Below are 16,558 nucleotides of genomic sequence, written 5' to 3' on the forward strand. Positions count from 1 at the left end.
CTGGTACCCGCCAACACCGCGGCGACCCGAGGGACGGGCGAATCACCCGATCCGTACGCCGCTTCCCACGAGTGCCCGCGCGCGGAGCACGGTGGTCGAGGCCATCAGCGTGCGGTAGCGGGCGTGGACGGCGGCCACGGCCGGTGCGTCCAGCCCGTCGAGCGCGGCGCGGATGCCCGAGCCCATGACGAACCGCCACGCCGAGTCCGGCGTGATCGGGACGTCCCGCTCCACCAGGCGCACGGCGACCTCGCCCAACCCGATGCCGCTCAACCACCCGGCGAGCTTCACGTCGGTGTCCACGCGGGCGGCCTGCCGGGCCGACGGCGGCCGGTCGAACGTCCGCCCGGTCTCCTCGGTCAGCGCCTGGACCAGCGGGCCGACCACGTCGTCCACGCTGCCCTGCCGCCACGTGGTCACGGCGAACGTGCCGCCCGGGCGGAGCAGGCCGACCAGGTGCCCCGCGGCCGCGTCCATGTCCGGCAGGAAGAAGATGCCGAAGACGCACTGCACCCGGTCGTACGGCAGCCCGTCGGCCGGCGCCCACCGGGTCGCGTCGGCGTGGTGGAAACGTAGCTGCGGCAACCCCTCTGCACGCTCGGAGCCCTGGTCGAGCAGTTCCCGCGCGAGGTCCACGGCGTCGACCAGCCCTTCGACGCCGACCGCCCGTGCCGCCGGGATGGCCGACGAACCCGATCCGCAGCACACGTCGAGCACCCGTTCACCCGGTCGCGGCGGCACGGTCTCGACGGTCGCGGCGCCGACCGGGTCCCACAGCAGGGGCGTCCACTCGGCGAACTCGGCACTGCCGTGGTCGAACGCCTGGACCACCGGGGGAATCGACTCAGCCATCCAGTCCTCGCCGTCGGGATCGGGTGAGCAGCGACAGCGCCGCGCCACCCGTGAGCAGCAGAACGCCGACCGCCGACACAGTACCCAGCGATCCGGCGCCAGTGTTGGCGAGCCGCGAGCCGCCCGAGGCCGCCGCGGTGGTCGTGGTCGGCGGCACGGTGCCGGTCGGGCTGGTCGTGGTCGGCGAGGTGGTGTCGGTGGGAGCCGTGCAGTCGCGGCCGAGGGCGGTGGTCGGGTCGACGTCGCCCACCGCGACGGCGTACTCGTCGGTGTCCACGACGCGCTGCCCGCCGGCGGGCGTCACGGCGACCTCGACCGTGATCCGGTAGATACCCTCCCGGGTGAACGCCCAGTTGGCGTGCGCGTGGGTGCCCGGCGCGACGGTCAGCGCGTCGGGCAGGCCGTCGGCGGAGTTCACCAGCACGGTCGGAGTGAGCCCGGTCAGGAACACCGCGAGCCGGCCGGGCCCGTCCACGGCGGACAGCGTGATGGTGACGTCGCCGTGCTCGGGGCGCAGCGACTCGGTGTTCCAGCCTGCCCAGACGATGCCGGGGATCTGCGTCTGCGGGATCAGCCACACCGGCTGGCCGGCGTCGCCCAGGAACGCGTAGGCGGGATCGGCGGGGATGGTGTTGCGGGCCTGGGGAACGAGGTGGACGACCACGTCGGCGGGCTCGCGCCAGACGGCCTTGTCCGGGCCCGCGGTGCCGTCCTTGACACGGGTGCGCAGGACGCCGTCCTCCAGCCCGGGTGCGATGAGGTCGACGTGCCCGTCATCCAGGACCACGCACGGCGTCGGCGCGCTGGTGGTGGTCGTCGCCGTAGTGGTCGATGTGGTGGTGGTCGTGGTGGTGGTGGTTGTCGTCGGGGTGGTCGTCGTGGTGGTTTCGCCCGTGCCCGGAGTCACGGTCGTGGGGTCCACCTCGCCTACCGCGATGGCGTAGGTCGCGGTGGCGCGCAACGGCGCACCGGCCGTCGTGGTGGCTTCGAGGGCGAACGTGAGCCGGTAGACGCCCTCGGCGGTGAACGTCCAGTTGGCGTGCGCGTGCGTGCCGAGCGCCACCTGGTGCTGCTGCGGCAGCGGGTTGGCGGTGTCGAAGACGCGCGGCAGCGGCTCGCCGAAGGACCCGCTCTGGAACACGGTCACCGCACCCGGCGCCCCGCTGCCGGGCGCGTCGCCGCCGATCGCTTCGAGCGACCAGCGCACCGAGTCGGGTGCGACCTGGTCCGCGGTCAGGGACTCGGTGTTCCAGCCGAGCCACACCAGGTTGGGGTCCTGCACCTCGGGGCTGATCCAGATGTCGCTGCCCGCCGGACCGAGGAACGCGTACTCCGGCGGCTCCGGCACCTGCGTGCGGGCCTCGGGCTTGACGTGGGTGACCACCGCGGCCGGATCACGCAGCACGGGCGGGTCGACCGTGCCGTCCTTGACCCGGATCACCAGCTCGCCGTCCACGATCGAACCGGCCACCAGGTCGACGTGGCCCTGGTCGACCACGGTCGTGGCGTCCTGGGCCGAGGCCGGCACGATCGACGCGCCGACGAGCAGGGTCAGAGCCGCGGCGGCGAGCGCCAGGCCGCGGCGGTGGTGCGTGGTCAAGACGACTCCTTGGCCGGTCGGCGGCGGGTGACGACGAGCACGAGGGCGCCCGTGGCGAGCAGCGCCAAGGCCAGCGCGGTGGCGGCCGGTGCTTCGGCGGGGCCGGTCGAGGCGAGCTGGGTCGACCGCCTGCCGTCCGGGGTCGGGTCGGGGGTGTCCGGGTTGCCGGTCGCGCCGGCGTCGCCGACGACGAACGTGTAGCTCTCGGTGTCGGTGAGCGGGCGGCCGTCGGTCCGGGTGGCCGACACGGTGAAGTCCAGCCGGTAGCGGCCGGGCTTGCCGAACGCCCAGTTGGCGTGCGCGTGCGTGCCGAGCGCGACGGTGTGCGTGTCGGGCAGCCCGTCGGTGCTGTTGAAGATCAGCGAGGGCGCGCCGAACGAGCCGGTGGTGAACAAGCCGAACGGGCCGGGGCCGTCCACCGCCGTGAGCGTCCAGGTGACCGGTCCGGTGACGTCCGCCGGCCGCAGTTCCTCGGTGGACCAGCCGATCCAGAGGATGCCCGGCTGCTCCTGTTGGGGCAGCAGGTGGATCGGCGCGCCGGCCGCGCCGAGGAAGGACAGCGCGGGGATCGCGGGCAACGCGGTGCGCGCGGCGTCGGTGATCCGGAACTCGACGTCGGCCGGTTCACGCCACGTCACCGCGCCGACCGTGCTGCCGTCCTTCACGTGCACGCTCAGCCCGTCGCCGAGCAGCCGGGGCGCCAAGGCGTCGACGTGCCCGCGGTCGAGCGTGACCCGTCCGGTCGCGGTGGGCGGCTGCCCCTGTGCGGCGAACTCCGGCACGACCTGCGGCGCGGCTTCCGGTGCGGCTTCCGGCGTCGCACGTCCGGCCTGAGGTGCCTCCGGCACGACGGCGGCCTCGACCGCACGGCGCTCGGACGGGAGGGCGGGCTCGCCGACCTCCACCGCGTACACGCGCTCGGCGTGCACCGGGCTGCCGTCGAGCAGGTAGGCGTCCGCGTCGAGCCGCACGGTGTGCCGACCCGGCGCGGTGAACTCCCAGTCCGCGACCCCTTCGGCCGCCACCGGCACCGTCACCGGCTCCTCGCCGGTCTTACCGGGACCGTCGAGCACGACCGCGCGCAACCGCACCACGTCACCGAAGACGGCGCCGGGCGTGACCGCCGTGGTGTCCCACCGCACGCCGACCCGCCCGTCCACCGCCGTGACGGTGTCGACGCCCGCCGCGAGGTCCAGCGAGCCGTCACGCACGCTCACCACGACCGCCGCCGGCCCGGGCGCGGCGAACGCGGGCGCGGCGAGCACGAGCAGCACGCCGGCCACCCCGCTCACCGCCAGGGAACGGACCGCGATCACGACGACACCTCCACCTGGACTCGGGACGCCGCCGCCGGCCCGCGGCCACGCGGACGGGTGAGCAGGCCGTGCCGCGGGGCGAACAGCCAGCACAGCACGAAGACTCCGGTGAGGGTGAGCACGATGAGCCCGCCCGCCGCCAGGTCGAACGCGTAGGACAGGTACAGGCCGAGCACGCTGCCACCGGCGCCGATCGCCGGCGCGAGCAGCATCATCACGCCCAGCCGGTCGGTGAGCAGGCGGGCCGCGGCGGCGGGTGTCACGAGCAGCGCCAGCACGAGCACGTTGCCGACCGCCTGCAGGGAGATCACGATCGCGAGCGTCACCATCACGTACAGCGCGATGTCCAGCCAGAACACGGGCAGGCCCACCGCGCGGGCCTGCTCGCGGTCCAGGCTCGCCGCGACCAGCCTGCCGTTGAGCAGCGCGGTGGCCAACAGCAGGATCGCGCCGATCACCGCCACCGACACCACGTCGCCGTCGCTGATCCCGAGGATCGACCCGAACAGGAACGACTCCAGCGACCCGCCGTAACCCGGCGCGGCGCTGAGGATGACGATGCCCAGGCCGAACGCCGCGGCGAAGAAGATCCCGATGACCGAGTCCTCCTTGAGCCTGCGGTTCTGCGCGACCACCGCGATGAGCAGTGCGGTGAGCACACCCGCGACCGCGCCGCCGACCACCAGGTTGGTGCCGAGCACGAAGGCGACCGCGATGCCGGGGAACACCGCGTGCGCGACCGCGTCGCCGATGAACGCCATGCCGCGCAGCACGACGTGCCCGCCGACGACACCGCACACGAGGCCGGACAGCAGCGCCACCAGCAGGGCGCGCCGCCAGAAGTCGTACTCCCACGGCGCGGCCAGCGCGTCGAGGACCGCGGTCATCGGGTCACCCCCAGGGAACGGAGCAGCTGCTCGGCCCGGTCCAGGCCGAAGGTGCGCAGCCAGATGTCGGTGTCGGCGAGCGCGGCCGGCTCGCCGTCGGCCACGACCGTGCGGTTGAGCAGGCACAACCTCGAGCACAACGTGGTCGCGGCGGCCAGGTCGTGGGTGGTCATGAGCACCGCGACCCCTTCGTCCCGCAGGTCGGTGAGCAGCCGGCTCAGCAGCTCCTGGGTCGGCGCGTCGATGCCGGTGAACGGCTCGTCCAGCAGCAGCACCCGCGGGCGCAGCGCCAACGCGCGGGCGACGAGGACGCGTTGCCGCTGGCCGCCGGACAGCTCGCCGACGGGCCGTGACCGCAGGTCGTCCATGCCCACGCGGGTGATCGCGTCGTCGACGGCGGCCCGGTCCCGCGCGGTGCGTCGCCCGAGCAGGCCGGTCAGGTGGGTGCGCCCGGTGGCGACCGCCTTCGCGACCGAGATCGGGAAGTCCCAGGCGAACTCGTGGCGCTGCGGCACGTAGCCGACGGAGCCCTGGGCCTGCCGGGCGGTGCGGCCGTGCACGGTGACCGTGCCCTCGTGCGGCGGCAGCAGGCCCAACGCGGTGCGCAGCAACGTCGTCTTGCCCGCGCCGTTCGGGCCGATCAGCCCGACCAGCTCCCCCGCGCGGAGGTCGAAGTCCACTGAGGACAGCACCTCGCGTCCGCCCAGGTGCACGGCGAGGCCGCGGATGTGCAGGACCGGCTCGTTCATCGCTGTTCCCCTCGCCGACGCAGGGCCACGGCCACGACGACCACCACGAGCAGCGCGCCGCCGCCCAGGCCGACCCACAGCCACGTGCGGTCGCTCGCCGGTTCCGGTTCCGCACGCGGCTCGGGCGCCGGCGCCGGCTCGGCGACCGCCACGTCGAAGGCGGTCCGCGGGTCGGTGTCGCCGCCGACGTGCACGCGCAACACCTTCCGGTCGGCCACCTGCGCTCTGTCCTTTGTAGACGCTGTCATCTCCAGGTCGAGCAGGTAGGTGCCCGGCGCGCTGAAGACCCAGTTGCCGTGCACGTGGGTGCCCACCTCGATGCCGGTTTCCTGCGGCGTCGCGTCGGCGCTGGTGAAGAGGGTGGTCGGCGCGCCGAAGTTGCCGCTGAGGAACAGCACGAACCGGCCGGGGCCGCGCACGTCGTGCAGGCGCCAGGTGACCTCGCGCTCGACCGCCGCGGTCACGTCCGGGTCCTGGGTGTTCCAGCCCGGCCACACCACGCCGGCCTGCTCCACCTGCGGCAACACCCAGATCGGCGAGCCGCCGTCGCCGAGGAAGTCGTACGCCGGGTCGTCCGGCACGGTGGTGCGGGCCGTGTCGTTCACGTGCAGCACCACCTCGGACAGGTCACGCCACGTTGGCGCGTCGCCGGTGTCGTCACGCAGCTGCACGGTCCACCGGCCGTCGACGAAGCGCGGCCCGAGGTCGACATGGCCAGCCGAGACGACCACCTGCTCGGCGGCGTGCGCGACGGCGAACGGCTGGACGACCGCGAGCACGGCGAGGAGAGCGAACCAGCGCGTCAGACGAGGCATCGGGTCACCTCGTCGGCGTTGTGCCGCATCATGTCCACGTAGTTCCGCACCTTGTCGTCGAACGCGTCCCCGTACAGCAGGCACACGTCGACCGCCTGGTCCCGGGCGACCTGGCTCAGCACCGACGCGCGCTGCGCGAGGTTGGGCTCCATGAACACCGCCGGCACCTTCAGGTTCCGCACCGTCTCCGACAACTTGCGCACGTCCTCCACGCTCGGTTCCTGCGCCGGGTTGGGCACCACGAAGCCCGCGACGGTCAGCCCGTAGGCGGCGGCGAAGTAGCCGAAGCCGTCGTGCGTGGTGACCAGGTGCCGGTGCTCGGGCGACACTCGGGCGACGGTCTCGCGCACGTGGCCGTCCAGCTCGTCGAGCCGGTCGAGGTACGCGCGGGCGTTGCGGTCGTAGACCTCGGCGCCGTCCGGGTCGGCGGTGCGCAACGTGTCCCGGACGACCTCGACGTAGGCACGGGCGTTGCGCACGTCCTGCCACAGGTGCGGGTCGATCTCGCCGTGCACGTGCTTGCCCAGCACGGCCTGCGGCAGTTGGTGCACCGAGCCGCCGGGAGCGCCGAGGAACGCGAACCGCGGGTCGTCCGGGATGGTGGCGATGGCCTTGTTGGGCACCTCGATCACCGCGTCGGCCGCCGGGACGACCTGTCCCTGGTTCGCGCCGCCCGCCGCGTCGTTGAGCGTGTAGAGCTCGCCGGTGTCGAGGTCGACGGTCAGGTCGGTGTGCCCCTCGTTCAGTACGGTGCCCGCCACACCGGTCGGGTCGACGCCCACCGCGAACGTGAACGTGCTCTCCCCCAACGGGATCGGCGCGTTCGTGCCGCCGTTGAGCAGGGTCGCGGCGAGCGTCAGCCGGTAGATCCCCGGCTGGGTGAACGCCCAGTTGAGGTGCGTGTGCGCGGCCGGCGGCAGCGTCGTCGCGTCGGCGTCGGAGAGGTCGTCCGCCGAGTTGAAGTGCACCACCGGTTTGCCCAGCGCCTCGGTCAGGTACAGCACCAGCTCGCCGGGCCCGTCCAGCGCGGTCGCCGCCAGGCGCACCTCCGAGGACCGGGTGGCGCCCTTGTCCTTGCCGTCACCGCGCACCCGCAGGCCGAGCCAGAGCACGTCCAAGCCGATGTTCTCCACCAGCGGGATCACGTGCGCGCCATACGTTTCCGACACCTCGGCCAGCGAGACGTTGGGCGTGCCCTCCCGCACGTTGGCGTCGATCGCCTTGATCAGGCGCTGCTCCTCCAGCAGGAGGTGGTTGGTGAACGTGACGTCGGCCCGCGTCACCTTCTTGGCGTCGGCGGGCACCGGCTCGTAGGAGTGCGGGTCGCCGCCGGGCGGCACGATCGAGTCGACCTGGACGCGCTCGCCGCCGACGTTGCGCACGAGGTCGGCCAGGATCTCGGTGGTCGTGACCACCGACACCCCGTCCGCCGCGTCACCGCCGGCGGTCGAGCAAGCGGTCAGCAGAGCGACCGAGACCGCCGCGATGGCGCGCGTGAACGCACGCACGTGCATGGGATTTCCTCCAGACGGACGCCGGTCGACCGGCGTGGCACCGCGAACCTAATACGAACGACAACCGTTTTCAATAGACCGGCCGGCCCAGCTCGCCGACGACCGTTCAGCCCTAACGGCAACGATTATCGTCTGCAACACTGCGGTCGAGGCCCGATCGGGCCATCAACCCCACGAACGGAGCACTCCACCGTGCGCACCTCTGCACGCCTCGCTCTGCTGCCCTTGGCGGTGGCGGCCCTCTTGGGCGCCGTCGTCGCACCGGCCACCGCGTCCTCCACCGCGGTGGTCCTCGACAGCGGGCACGTCGACGTCATCGGCATCGCGTTCGAGGACGGCAAGCTCGACATCCACGTCCACGACGAGACCAACGACGTCGAGTACGCGCCCTCCGACGTGAAGATCGTCGCCAAGTCCGCGGCCCGCACCACCGTGCCCGCCGACCCGGCCTACTCGTTCCTCGGCACGGCGGGCAGCCCGGTCTGGGTGCTGCCCGAGGTCGAGGACCCGGCGTTGCTGTGGCCCGGGATCGGCACCGAGGAGGTCGAGCCCGGTGTCTTCGTCGACGACGCCCTGAGCCTGCGGTTCGAGTGGGTCTACGGCCCCGCCGGGTTCAGCGTCTTCACCACCGACGCCTTCGGCGCGCCCACCGTCCTCGTGGACAGCGGCAACGGCCTGCCCGACACGGTCGCCGTCACCGCGGCCAACCACCAGCACGCCAGTTGGGCCTTCGAGGCCGCCGGCGCCTACGCCGTCGTCGTCCGGGTCAGCGGCGTCCTCGCCGCCACCGGCCAGAAGGTCACCTCCGCACCCGCCCTCTACCGATTCAAGGTGAACGCATGAGAACCCGAGCCATCGCCGCGACCGCTTTCGCCGCGACCGTCGCGCTGCTCCTGCCCGGCACCGCGCACGCCGCCACCATCTCCCAGGGCCACGTCGACGTCCTCGACGTCGACTGGACCGGCAGCGCGTTGACGCTGGACCTCCACGACGCCACGGTCACCCCCGCCGTCGACCGCGACCCGGCCACCGTCGTGCTCGACGTCGTGCCCGCGAGCAAGACCACCGTGCCGAACAACGCCGCGTACTCGTTCCTCGGCACGCCCGGCTCGACGGTGTGGGTGCTCCCGCAGGCCCAGGTCGCCGGCATCGTGTGGCCCGGGATCAACACCCAGGGCGTGCCGTCCGGCGTGCTGCTGAACAACAGCGTGACCGCCAAGCTCGTGTCGGTCACCGGTCCGGCGCACGTCAGCGTCTACACCACGAGCCTCGGCACGCCGACCGTCTGGTTCGACAGCGGCAACGGCCTGCCCGACAGCCGGACCGTCGCGGTCAACACCCACGCGCACGCCAACTGGGCGTTCGAGGCGGCGGGCACCTACACCGTGGCCTTCGAGGTCACCGCCACCAAGACCGCGGGCGGTGCCGTGACCACCGGGCTGAAGAGCTACACCTTCACCGTCCAGCCCTGATACCGCCCTCACCGACCATCGCCGCCGCCCGGTCGGACGGGTGGCGGCGGTGGCGGTCGCGCGGTGAGCTGCGGCTCAGTCGGCGTCAAGGACGCGTTAAAGAAGCGTCAACGAGCGGGACGGCGCGATGTCCGGTGTGATCGTGTGCACGTGTTCGGGCGGTGCGGCGAAGCGCACCGCCACCGGCTGGACGGGGTGGACCGTGCGCACGACGTGGCTCGCGCCTCGACGACGGGCGCCCGCGGGCCTGGGTCACCCGGCGCGGTCGGTGGTGCTCGGGTTCGGCGCGGCCGTGCTGCTGGGCACGGTGCTGCTGACGCTGCCCGCGGCCACCGAGTCGGGCGCGTCGGCGGGTGTGGTGACCGCGTTGTTCACCGCGACCTCGGCGGTGTGCGTGACCGGCCTGGTGGTGGTGGACACCGCGACGCACTGGTCGCCGTTCGGCGAGGTGGTGCTGCTCGGCCTGATCCAGGCCGGCGGGCTCGGCATCATGACGCTGGCCACGCTGCTCGGGATGCTGGTGGCCCGCCGGATGGGGTTGCGGCTGCAGCTGACCGCGCAGGCGGAGACCAAGGCGGGCGGGTTGGGCGAGGTCCGCGGCGTCGTGCGGCGGGTCATCGCGATCAGCCTCGCGGCCGAGGCGGTGACCGCGATCGTGCTGACCCTGCGGTTCGCCACCGGCTACGACCTGTCGTGGGGACGTGCGGTGTACGAAGGGGTTTTCCACGGCGTCTCGGCGTTCAACAACGCGGGCTTCGCCCTCTACGCGACGAGCATGACCCCGTACGCCACCGACCCGTGGATCACGGTGCCGGTGATGCTGGCGATCATCACCGGCGGCCTGGGGTTCCCGGTGCTGTTCGAGCTGGGCCGCCGGCTGCGGGGCAGGCTGCGCCGCTGGACCCTGCACGCCCGCGTCACGTTGATGACCTATGCCGCCCTGCTGGTGTTCGGCGTCGTCGCGATCACCGCGATCGAGTGGTCCAACCCGGCCACGCTCGGTCCGCTCGGGGTGCCCGGCAAGCTGCTCGTCGGCGCGTTCCACGGGGTCAACCCGCGCACGGCCGGGTTCAACTCGCTCGACGTCGCGCAGCTGACACCGGCGTCGTTGCTGGTCACGGATTTCCTGATGTTCATCGGCGGCGGCAGCGCGGGCACCGCGGGCGGGATCAAGGTGACCACGTTCGCGCTGCTGGCGTTCGTCATCGCGGCGGAGATCCGCGGCGAGCCCAGCGTGCACGTGCTGGGCAGGCGGCTGTCCGCCGAGGTGCAGCGCCAGGCCCTCACGGTGGCGCTGCTCGGCGTGGGCGCGGTCGCCGCCTCGACGTTCGCCCTGCTGCTGATCACCGGTTTCCCGCTGGACGCGGTGCTGTTCGAGACCATCTCCGCGTTCGGCACGGTCGGCATGTCCACCGGCATCACCGCCGCCATCCCACCCGCGGGACAGGTGCTGCTGGCAGTCCTGATGTTCATCGGACGGCTCGGCCCGATCACCCTCGCCGCGGCGCTCGCCCTGCGCGAACGCGCCCGCCGCTACGAACTACCGGAGGAGCGACCCATCGTTGGCTAGCGACAGCTCACCCCGCACCGGACGCGTCGTCGTCATCGGCCTGGGCCGCTTCGGCGGCTCGCTCGCGCGCGAACTGGTCGCGCACGGCTCGCAGGTGCTGGGCATCGACTCCCGACCCGCGATCGTGCAGCGCTACGCCGACGACCTCACCCACACCGCCGTCGCCGACACCACCGACGAGACCGCGTTGCGGCAGCTCGGCGTGCCCGACTTCCGGCGCGCCGTCGTGGCCATCGGCACCGACCTGGAGGCCAGCATCCTCACCACCGCGCTGCTGGTCGACTTCGCCGTACCCCACATCTGGGCCAAGGCCACCAGCCGCCAGCACGGCCGCATCCTCCACCGCGTCGGCGCACACCACGTCGTCCTGCCCGAGCACGACATGGGCGAACGCGTCGCCCACCTCGTCACCGGCCGGATGCTGGACTACATCGAGTTCGAGGACGACTACGCGATGGTGAAGACCGCCGCGCCCGCCCAGGCCATCGGCGTCCCGCTGGGGCAGAGCAGGCTGCGCACCCACCACGGCGTCACCGTGGTCGCGATCAAACGACCCGGCCACGACTTCACCTACGCCACCGCCGACACCGTCGTCCAGGACGGCGACATCCTCATCGTCGCCGGCCGCACGAACCAGGTGGAGACGTTCGCCGACCTCACCTGACCGGCGTCAGCGCGTGCCGTCCGGTGCGAGGACGACGGTGAAGTGGCGGACGTGGGCGTCCACGTCGTCCAGCACCTCGCGGGCGGCCGGTGAGACGTTGGCCGTGCGGTAGGCGTCGCCCGCGAAGCCGCGGACCGCGGCCAGGGACTCGAACAGCGTGAGGGCGACGAACTCGACGCCGGTGTCGTGGTCGCGCCGCAGGAGGTAGGCGCCGCGGAAACCGGGCACCGCCGCCAGGGCGTCGACGGGGAACAGGTCCTGGTAGGTGTCGGCGTTGTGGCGGTGTGCCGTCCGGGCGCTCCAGAGTCGGGCGATCACGCGGTCATCTCCTCCTGGTCGTCGGACCGACGGGTCGTCGGGCCGACGTCAGACTGCGCGCGATCCGCCCGGCGGGCTTGAACGTGGGTGATCACCGCCGCGCAGGACGGCGCGGACGCGGCTGGGCGGGCTGCCCAGCTCGGCGCGCAGGGTGCGGGTGAGGTGGGCGTGGTCGGCGAAGCCGAGTTCGGCGGCCAGGTGGGCCAGGTTCGCCTGGCCCGAGTCGATGGCGTCCAGCGCGGCGCGCACCCGGACCCTGGTGCGGAACGCGGTGAGGCTCGTGCCCGTGACGGCGCGGAACACGCGGGACAGGTGCGGGCGGGACACACCCAGTTCGGCGGCGAGGACACCGAACGTCGGCCCGGCCGGGTCGGCGGTCAGCCGTTCGCGGGCCGCGTCGGCCAGCCGCCGGTGTGCCGGGGACCCGCCGCGAGGGTGTTCCCGGTGCGCGAGCAGCCCATCCGCCAGGGTCAGCACGCGGTCGGCCAGTTCGAACTCGTCGGCGCCGTGCCGGGCACGGGCGAGCAGCGTGCGGTGCGCGAGGTCGACCGCCGGGCTCGTGGCCAGCGGCCCGGTCGACGGCGCGGCCGGCAGCACGTCGGCGGCCGGCGGCCCGTCGAGGCTGATCACCGTGCACGCGTCCTCGGTGTCGGGCCGGTGGGCGATGCGCTGCTCCACGCCGGAAGGCCGGACGTAGGCCACGAGCGGGTCCACGAGTCCTTCCCAGCCCGGCGACCGCACCCGGAACGTCCCGCGCCGCACGAAGACCAACCGGAGGTCGGGCACCGCCTCCGGCGACGACCACGCCGGGGTGCGTTCGAGGATCAGCAGGTCGTCGACGGCGAAGCCGCTCCCCGCGGCCAGCCGCCGTGTCGTGCGCGCCATACCGCCGAGCGTAGGCGGGTTCGCCCGCCGCGTGCGGGCTCAGCCGGCACGCCGCAGGCGCACCCGGGCGAAGCCCAGCGCGGTCACGGCGGCCAGCCCGGCGAGCGCGGCCACCACGGTGGCCCACGGTTTGCCGTGGCCGTGGAACATGCCGTTCGCGACGACGAACACGTGGATCGTCCCGAACACGACGGTGAGGGTCAGCAGGGCGGTGGTCGCACCGACGCCGAGCCCGCGTCCGCGTGGCGTGCCGGACCGGACGCCGACCAGCCCGACCGCCAGCGCGACGACGGACAGCACCAGGTAGCCGTACCAGCCGAACCGGCCGAGCTCGACGAACATCTCGTTGCCGTGCCGCGCCCCGCGCACGTCCGGCCGGACGAGCAGCCCGGTCACCGGCATCCCCAACGCGCCCACCACGAGCAGTACCGGCACCATGGCCGGACCCTACCCACACCCGATCCCCCGAGCGGTCCGGAACGCGACGGTTCCGGAGCGCGCCGGCTCTCGTGCGAGCCGTCCGGCTCCTAGGATGCGGTCTCGTGGAACTACGGCAGCTCCGGTACTTCGTCGCGGTCGCCGAGGAACTGCACTTCGGCCGCGCGGCGGCCCGGTTGCTGATCGCGGGACCGTCGCTGTCGCAGCAGATCAAGGCGCTCGAACGCGACCTGGGCGTGCCCCTGTTCGCCCGTGACCGCCGTACGGTCGCGCTCACCGCGACCGGCGCCGCGCTGCTCCCCGAGGCACGTGCGCTGCTCGACCGGGCCGACGAGCTGCGTCGCCGGGCGCGGCAGCTGTCCGGCGCCGAGCCGGTGCGCCTCGGCTACGTCAACTGGCTGCCACCGGACCTGGGCGCGCGCACGGCCGGGGTCGCGCAGCTCTACGTGGACACGTGGGTCGTGCCGTCGCACGCGCAGGCGGCGCGGGTCGCCGACGGCAGCCTCGACCTGGCCGTGTGCTGGGTGCGGACCGCCGACCTCGCCCGCCACGGGCTGACCGCGCGGCTGCTCGGCGCGGACCGGCTCTACGCCGTGTCGACCGGCTCGGACAGCGGTCCGGTGCGGGCCGCGGACATCGCGGTGCTCGTGGACGACGACGTCACGTCGTGGTCGTCCTGGAACGAGTTCGCCGAGGAGTTCGCCCGGGACACCGGCGCCCGCGTGGTGCGCATCCACAACGGCGCGATCACGGGTCCGGCGTTCTTCGACCACGTGCGGGCGTGCACCACTCCGGTGCTCAACTCGCCCAAGGGCCAGACCACGCCGCTGCCGCCGGACCTGGTCCACCGGCCGGTGATCGCGCCGGAGGTGATGTGGACGTGGTCGCTCGTCCACCGCGACGACGAAGTCCGCGCCGCCGTGACGGCCGTCGCCGAGGCGGTCACGCGTGACGTGGGCGACCTCGGCCTGCACCGGGAAGGCGTGTGGCTGCCCGCGGACGACCCGCACCGGGCGCTGGGAGGCTGAGCCTCTCACGAGGGAGAAAACAAGTCGTGGCAAGGAAAACCGCCCGCGCGCACGATCAGGGAGCAGGTCCACCCCACTCCTGAAAGCGGGTCTCCGACATGAACACGCAGCACGTCGCGATCATCACCGGCGCGTCCCAGGGCATCGGCGCGGCCCTCGTGCCCGCCTACCGCAAGCTCGGCCACGCCGTCGTGGCGACATCCCGGTCGATCGACCCGTCGGACGACCCCGAGGTGCTGACCGTGCGAGCCGACCTGTCGCAGCCGGGCGACGGCGCCCGCGTCGTCGAGGAGGCACTGGCGCGGTTCGGCCGGGTCGACACGCTGGTGAACAACGCGGGCGTGTTCGTCGCCAAGCCGTTCACCGACTACACCGACGAGGACTTCGCCACCGTCGCGGGCACCAACCTGCGGGGGTTCTTCGAGATCACCCGCAGCGCGGTGGCGGCGATGCTGGCGCAGGGCACGGCCGGCCACGTGGTCAACCTGTCCACCAGCCTGGTCGACCACGCGCTGTCCCGGGTGCCGGCGGCGCTGGCGGCGCTGACCAAGGGCGGTCTGACCGCCGTCACCAAGTCGCTCGCGATCGAGTACGCGACCAGGGGCATCCGGGTCAACGCCGTCGCGCTCGGCGTCATCCGCACGCCCATGCACGCGCCGGAGACGCACGACTTCCTCGCCGCGCTGCACCCCGTCGGCCGCCTCGGCGAGATCGACGAGGTCGTCGACGCGATCACCTTCCTGGAACAGGCCGGTTTCGTCACCGGCGAGGTGCTGCACGTCGACGGCGGCCAGAGCGCGGGACACTGACATGACCGCCGACGAAGTCCTGCGGGACGTCATGGACCGGTGGAAGGACGCCGTGGACGCGCACGAGCCCGAACGCGTGGCCGCGAACTTCACCGAGGACGCGATCTTCCAAGGTCTGCGCCCGTACGGCGTCGGCCGCGCGGCGGTGGCCGAGTACTACGCCTCCCAGCCGCTCGGGCTGACGGCGGAGTACCGGGTCCTCGAGACCCGCGACCTCGCCGACGACCTGGTGCTCGGCTACCTCGAAGTGGACTTCTCGTTCGTCGACCGGCCCACGCTGCGGGTGCACCTCGGCGTGGTCGTGCGGAACGGTCTGATCACCCACTACCAGGTGGCCAAGCCCGCCTGAGGCAACCGGCACGGCCCGCCCGCCCACGCGAGCGGGCCGTGCGCTGTGCACGTTCCCAGCCGGACAGATTCGAGAAGGCTTGAGCTGGTCACCGATCTGCGCTTTCATGTTGTGCACGTGCACAGCCCGCCGCCGCACCGCACCCTCGATCAAAGGAGATCGGATGTCCGGACCCACCCGGGCGGCCAAGGCCGCCCTCGCTCTGGCGACCGCCGTGCTCCCGCTGGCCACGCTCACCCCGGCCGTCTCCGCGGCAGGGTCGCTGAGCATGCTCGGAGCCGACGTCTCGACCGCGCAACGCGCCCTGGACCTCGGCGCGAAGTACTACGACGCGGCCGGCGTCGCGCGGGATCCGCTCGACATCCTCAAGGGCGCGGGCGTCAACTACGTCCGCCTGCGCGTCTGGAACAACCCGCGCAGCGGCTACAACAACAAGGCGAAGGTGCTGGCCTACGCCAAGACCGTCAAGGCCAAGGGCCTCAAGCTGCTGGTCGACTTCCACTACTCCGACACGTGGGCCGACCCCGGCAAGCAGTACAAGCCGGCCGCCTGGTCGGGGCACGGCATCGGCCAGTTGCAGACCGACGTCTACAACTACACCCACGACGTGTGCACCAGCCTCAAGTCCCAGGGCACCACGCCGGACAGCGTGCAGATCGGCAACGAGATCAACGTCGGCATGCTCTGGAACGAGGGCAAGGTCGTCAACAACGACTTCACCAACCTCAGCCTGCTGCTGAAGGCCGGCTACAACGCCACGAAGGCGTGCAACAGCGGCACCAAGGTCATGATCCACACGGCGAACGCCGACAGCCTCGACCACGCCCGCTGGTTCTACGACGGCATCAGGGCCAAGGGCGTGGCGTGGGACATCACGGCGCTGTCGTACTACTGCATGTGGCACGGCACGCTCGCCAACCTCTACAACGTCATCTCCGACGTGCGGTCCCGCTACGGCAAGGACGTGGTGCTCGCGGAGACGGCCTATCCCTTCACCACCGGCAACGCCGACGGCACCGGCAACTCCATCACGTCCGGCTGCACGGACTACCCGCTGACGTGGGCGGGCCAGGCGAAGAACTTCACCCACGTCCAGAACACCGCGCGCAACGCGGGCGCCATCGGCGTCTTCTACTGGGAGCCCACCTGGTACGCGGTGCCCGGCAACGGCTGGGACCCGGCCGACATCAACGGCAGCGGCAACGGCTGGGACAACATGGCGACCTTCGACTGGAGCGGTCGGCTCAACCCCGGGATCCGCTGGACCCCGTGACCTGACCGGTCGGGGGACC

The 16,558-nt window shown here is 72.7% G+C and carries 18 protein-coding genes; 8 read left to right on the forward strand and 10 right to left on the reverse strand.

Annotated features, from left to right (window positions below):
* Window positions 1-42: 42 nt before the first annotated feature.
* From ADK67_RS29710 to ADK67_RS29740, 7 genes are read right to left on the reverse strand one after another with little or no spacing between them, the layout of a single operon-like run.
* Entirely contained in the window at window positions 43-852 is an 810-nt protein-coding gene (locus ADK67_RS29710; protein WP_063797761.1) for a class I SAM-dependent methyltransferase, read from the reverse strand.
* Entirely contained in the window at window positions 845-2,452 is a 1,608-nt protein-coding gene (locus ADK67_RS29715; protein ID WP_053719827.1) for a choice-of-anchor M domain-containing protein, read from the reverse strand. The genes ADK67_RS29710 and ADK67_RS29715 overlap by 8 nt, the downstream gene beginning before the upstream one ends.
* Window positions 2,449-3,768 (reverse strand): choice-of-anchor M domain-containing protein, encoded by a 1,320-nt coding sequence (locus tag ADK67_RS29720; protein ID WP_053719828.1) that lies wholly within the window; start codon window positions 3,766-3,768, stop codon window positions 2,449-2,451. Before ADK67_RS29720 ends, ADK67_RS29715 begins: the two co-directional genes overlap by 4 nt.
* Entirely contained in the window at window positions 3,765-4,655 is an 891-nt protein-coding gene (locus ADK67_RS29725; RefSeq protein WP_053719829.1) for an anchored repeat-type ABC transporter permease subunit, read from the reverse strand. The genes ADK67_RS29720 and ADK67_RS29725 overlap by 4 nt, the downstream gene beginning before the upstream one ends.
* Entirely contained in the window at window positions 4,652-5,404 is a 753-nt protein-coding gene (locus tag ADK67_RS29730; protein WP_053719830.1) for an anchored repeat-type ABC transporter ATP-binding subunit, read from the reverse strand. Before ADK67_RS29730 ends, ADK67_RS29725 begins: the two co-directional genes overlap by 4 nt.
* A complete protein-coding gene (locus ADK67_RS29735) occupies window positions 5,401-6,219 on the reverse strand; it encodes a TIGR03773 family transporter-associated surface protein (protein WP_053719831.1) in 819 nt (272 codons plus the stop codon). The genes ADK67_RS29730 and ADK67_RS29735 overlap by 4 nt, the downstream gene beginning before the upstream one ends.
* On the reverse strand, window positions 6,207-7,733 hold the full coding sequence (locus ADK67_RS29740; protein WP_053719832.1) for an anchored repeat ABC transporter, substrate-binding protein: 1,527 nt from the start codon (window positions 7,731-7,733) through the stop codon (window positions 6,207-6,209). The genes ADK67_RS29735 and ADK67_RS29740 overlap by 13 nt, the downstream gene beginning before the upstream one ends.
* 192 nt (window positions 7,734-7,925) lie before the next feature.
* Here ADK67_RS29740 and ADK67_RS29745 point away from each other — a divergent pair, with 192 nt between their 5' ends.
* The 4 genes from ADK67_RS29745 to ADK67_RS29760 all read left to right on the forward strand — a co-directional run bounded on the left by ADK67_RS29745 (window position 7,926) and on the right by ADK67_RS29760 (window position 11,439).
* Window positions 7,926-8,576 carry a choice-of-anchor M domain-containing protein gene (locus tag ADK67_RS29745; protein ID WP_053719833.1) on the forward strand — a complete coding sequence of 217 codons (651 nt, stop codon included), beginning with the start codon at window positions 7,926-7,928 and terminating at the stop codon, window positions 8,574-8,576.
* Window positions 8,573-9,205 (forward strand): choice-of-anchor M domain-containing protein, encoded by a 633-nt coding sequence (locus tag ADK67_RS29750; RefSeq protein ID WP_053719834.1) that lies wholly within the window; start codon window positions 8,573-8,575, stop codon window positions 9,203-9,205. The genes ADK67_RS29745 and ADK67_RS29750 overlap by 4 nt, the downstream gene beginning before the upstream one ends.
* 127 nt (window positions 9,206-9,332) lie before the next feature.
* The gene (locus ADK67_RS29755; protein WP_082404003.1) at window positions 9,333-10,775 is read left to right on the forward strand and encodes a TrkH family potassium uptake protein; all 1,443 of its coding nucleotides are present in this window, start codon (window positions 9,333-9,335) and stop codon (window positions 10,773-10,775) included.
* Window positions 10,768-11,439, forward strand: a complete 672-nt coding sequence (locus ADK67_RS29760; RefSeq protein WP_053719835.1) for a potassium channel family protein — start codon at window positions 10,768-10,770, stop codon at window positions 11,437-11,439. Before ADK67_RS29755 ends, ADK67_RS29760 begins: the two co-directional genes overlap by 8 nt.
* 6 nt (window positions 11,440-11,445) lie before the next feature.
* Here ADK67_RS29760 and ADK67_RS29765 read toward each other — a convergent pair whose 3' ends face one another.
* Genes ADK67_RS29765 through ADK67_RS29775 form a run of 3 tightly spaced genes read right to left on the reverse strand, consistent with a single transcriptional unit; the run spans window position 11,446 to window position 13,080 of the window.
* Window positions 11,446-11,757 (reverse strand): antibiotic biosynthesis monooxygenase family protein, encoded by a 312-nt coding sequence (locus ADK67_RS29765; RefSeq protein WP_053719836.1) that lies wholly within the window; start codon window positions 11,755-11,757, stop codon window positions 11,446-11,448.
* Between the two features lie 48 nt (window positions 11,758-11,805).
* Window positions 11,806-12,642: a helix-turn-helix domain-containing protein gene (locus tag ADK67_RS29770; RefSeq protein ID WP_053719837.1), complete on the reverse strand. Its 837-nt coding sequence runs from the start codon at window positions 12,640-12,642 to the stop codon at window positions 11,806-11,808.
* Between the two features lie 39 nt (window positions 12,643-12,681).
* Window positions 12,682-13,080, reverse strand: a complete 399-nt coding sequence (locus ADK67_RS29775; RefSeq protein WP_053719838.1) for a hypothetical protein — start codon at window positions 13,078-13,080, stop codon at window positions 12,682-12,684.
* A gap of 104 nt (window positions 13,081-13,184) precedes the next feature.
* Between ADK67_RS29775 and ADK67_RS29780 the strand changes: the two genes are divergently transcribed.
* The 4 genes from ADK67_RS29780 to ADK67_RS29795 all read left to right on the forward strand — a co-directional run bounded on the left by ADK67_RS29780 (window position 13,185) and on the right by ADK67_RS29795 (window position 16,539).
* Window positions 13,185-14,108 (forward strand): LysR family transcriptional regulator, encoded by a 924-nt coding sequence (locus ADK67_RS29780; RefSeq protein WP_053719839.1) that lies wholly within the window; start codon window positions 13,185-13,187, stop codon window positions 14,106-14,108.
* A gap of 98 nt (window positions 14,109-14,206) precedes the next feature.
* Entirely contained in the window at window positions 14,207-14,917 is a 711-nt protein-coding gene (locus ADK67_RS29785) for an SDR family NAD(P)-dependent oxidoreductase (protein ID WP_053719840.1), read from the forward strand.
* Between the two features lies 1 nt (window position 14,918).
* Window positions 14,919-15,266 (forward strand): nuclear transport factor 2 family protein, encoded by a 348-nt coding sequence (locus ADK67_RS29790; RefSeq protein WP_053719841.1) that lies wholly within the window; start codon window positions 14,919-14,921, stop codon window positions 15,264-15,266.
* Between the two features lie 163 nt (window positions 15,267-15,429).
* Window positions 15,430-16,539 carry a glycoside hydrolase family 53 protein gene (locus tag ADK67_RS29795; RefSeq protein ID WP_053719842.1) on the forward strand — a complete coding sequence of 370 codons (1,110 nt, stop codon included), beginning with the start codon at window positions 15,430-15,432 and terminating at the stop codon, window positions 16,537-16,539.
* The last annotated feature ends 19 nt before the right edge of the window (window positions 16,540-16,558 follow it).

It is taken from the genome of Saccharothrix sp. NRRL B-16348 (assembly GCF_001280085.1).
GTDB lineage: Bacteria > Actinomycetota > Actinomycetes > Mycobacteriales > Pseudonocardiaceae > Actinosynnema.

Coding starts and splice junctions, on each gene's coding strand:
- ADK67_RS29710 (WP_063797761.1), bottom strand. CDS start 852: ATGGCTGAGTCGATTCCCCCGGTGGTCCAGGCGTTCGACCACGGCAGT.
- ADK67_RS29725 (WP_053719829.1), bottom strand. CDS start 4,655: ATGACCGCGGTCCTCGACGCGCTGGCCGCGCCGTGGGAGTACGACTTC.
- ADK67_RS29730 (WP_053719830.1), bottom strand. CDS start 5,404: ATGAACGAGCCGGTCCTGCACATCCGCGGCCTCGCCGTGCACCTGGGC.
- ADK67_RS29735 (WP_053719831.1), bottom strand. CDS start 6,219: ATGCCTCGTCTGACGCGCTGGTTCGCTCTCCTCGCCGTGCTCGCGGTC.
- ADK67_RS29740 (WP_053719832.1), bottom strand. CDS start 7,733: ATGCACGTGCGTGCGTTCACGCGCGCCATCGCGGCGGTCTCGGTCGCT.
- ADK67_RS29750 (WP_053719834.1), top strand. CDS start 8,573: ATGAGAACCCGAGCCATCGCCGCGACCGCTTTCGCCGCGACCGTCGCG.
- ADK67_RS29755 (WP_082404003.1), top strand. CDS start 9,333: ATGTCCGGTGTGATCGTGTGCACGTGTTCGGGCGGTGCGGCGAAGCGC.
- ADK67_RS29770 (WP_053719837.1), bottom strand. CDS start 12,642: ATGGCGCGCACGACACGGCGGCTGGCCGCGGGGAGCGGCTTCGCCGTC.
- ADK67_RS29775 (WP_053719838.1), bottom strand. CDS start 13,080: ATGGTGCCGGTACTGCTCGTGGTGGGCGCGTTGGGGATGCCGGTGACC.
- ADK67_RS29785 (WP_053719840.1), top strand. CDS start 14,207: ATGAACACGCAGCACGTCGCGATCATCACCGGCGCGTCCCAGGGCATC.
- ADK67_RS29790 (WP_053719841.1), top strand. CDS start 14,919: ATGACCGCCGACGAAGTCCTGCGGGACGTCATGGACCGGTGGAAGGAC.
- ADK67_RS29795 (WP_053719842.1), top strand. CDS start 15,430: ATGTCCGGACCCACCCGGGCGGCCAAGGCCGCCCTCGCTCTGGCGACC.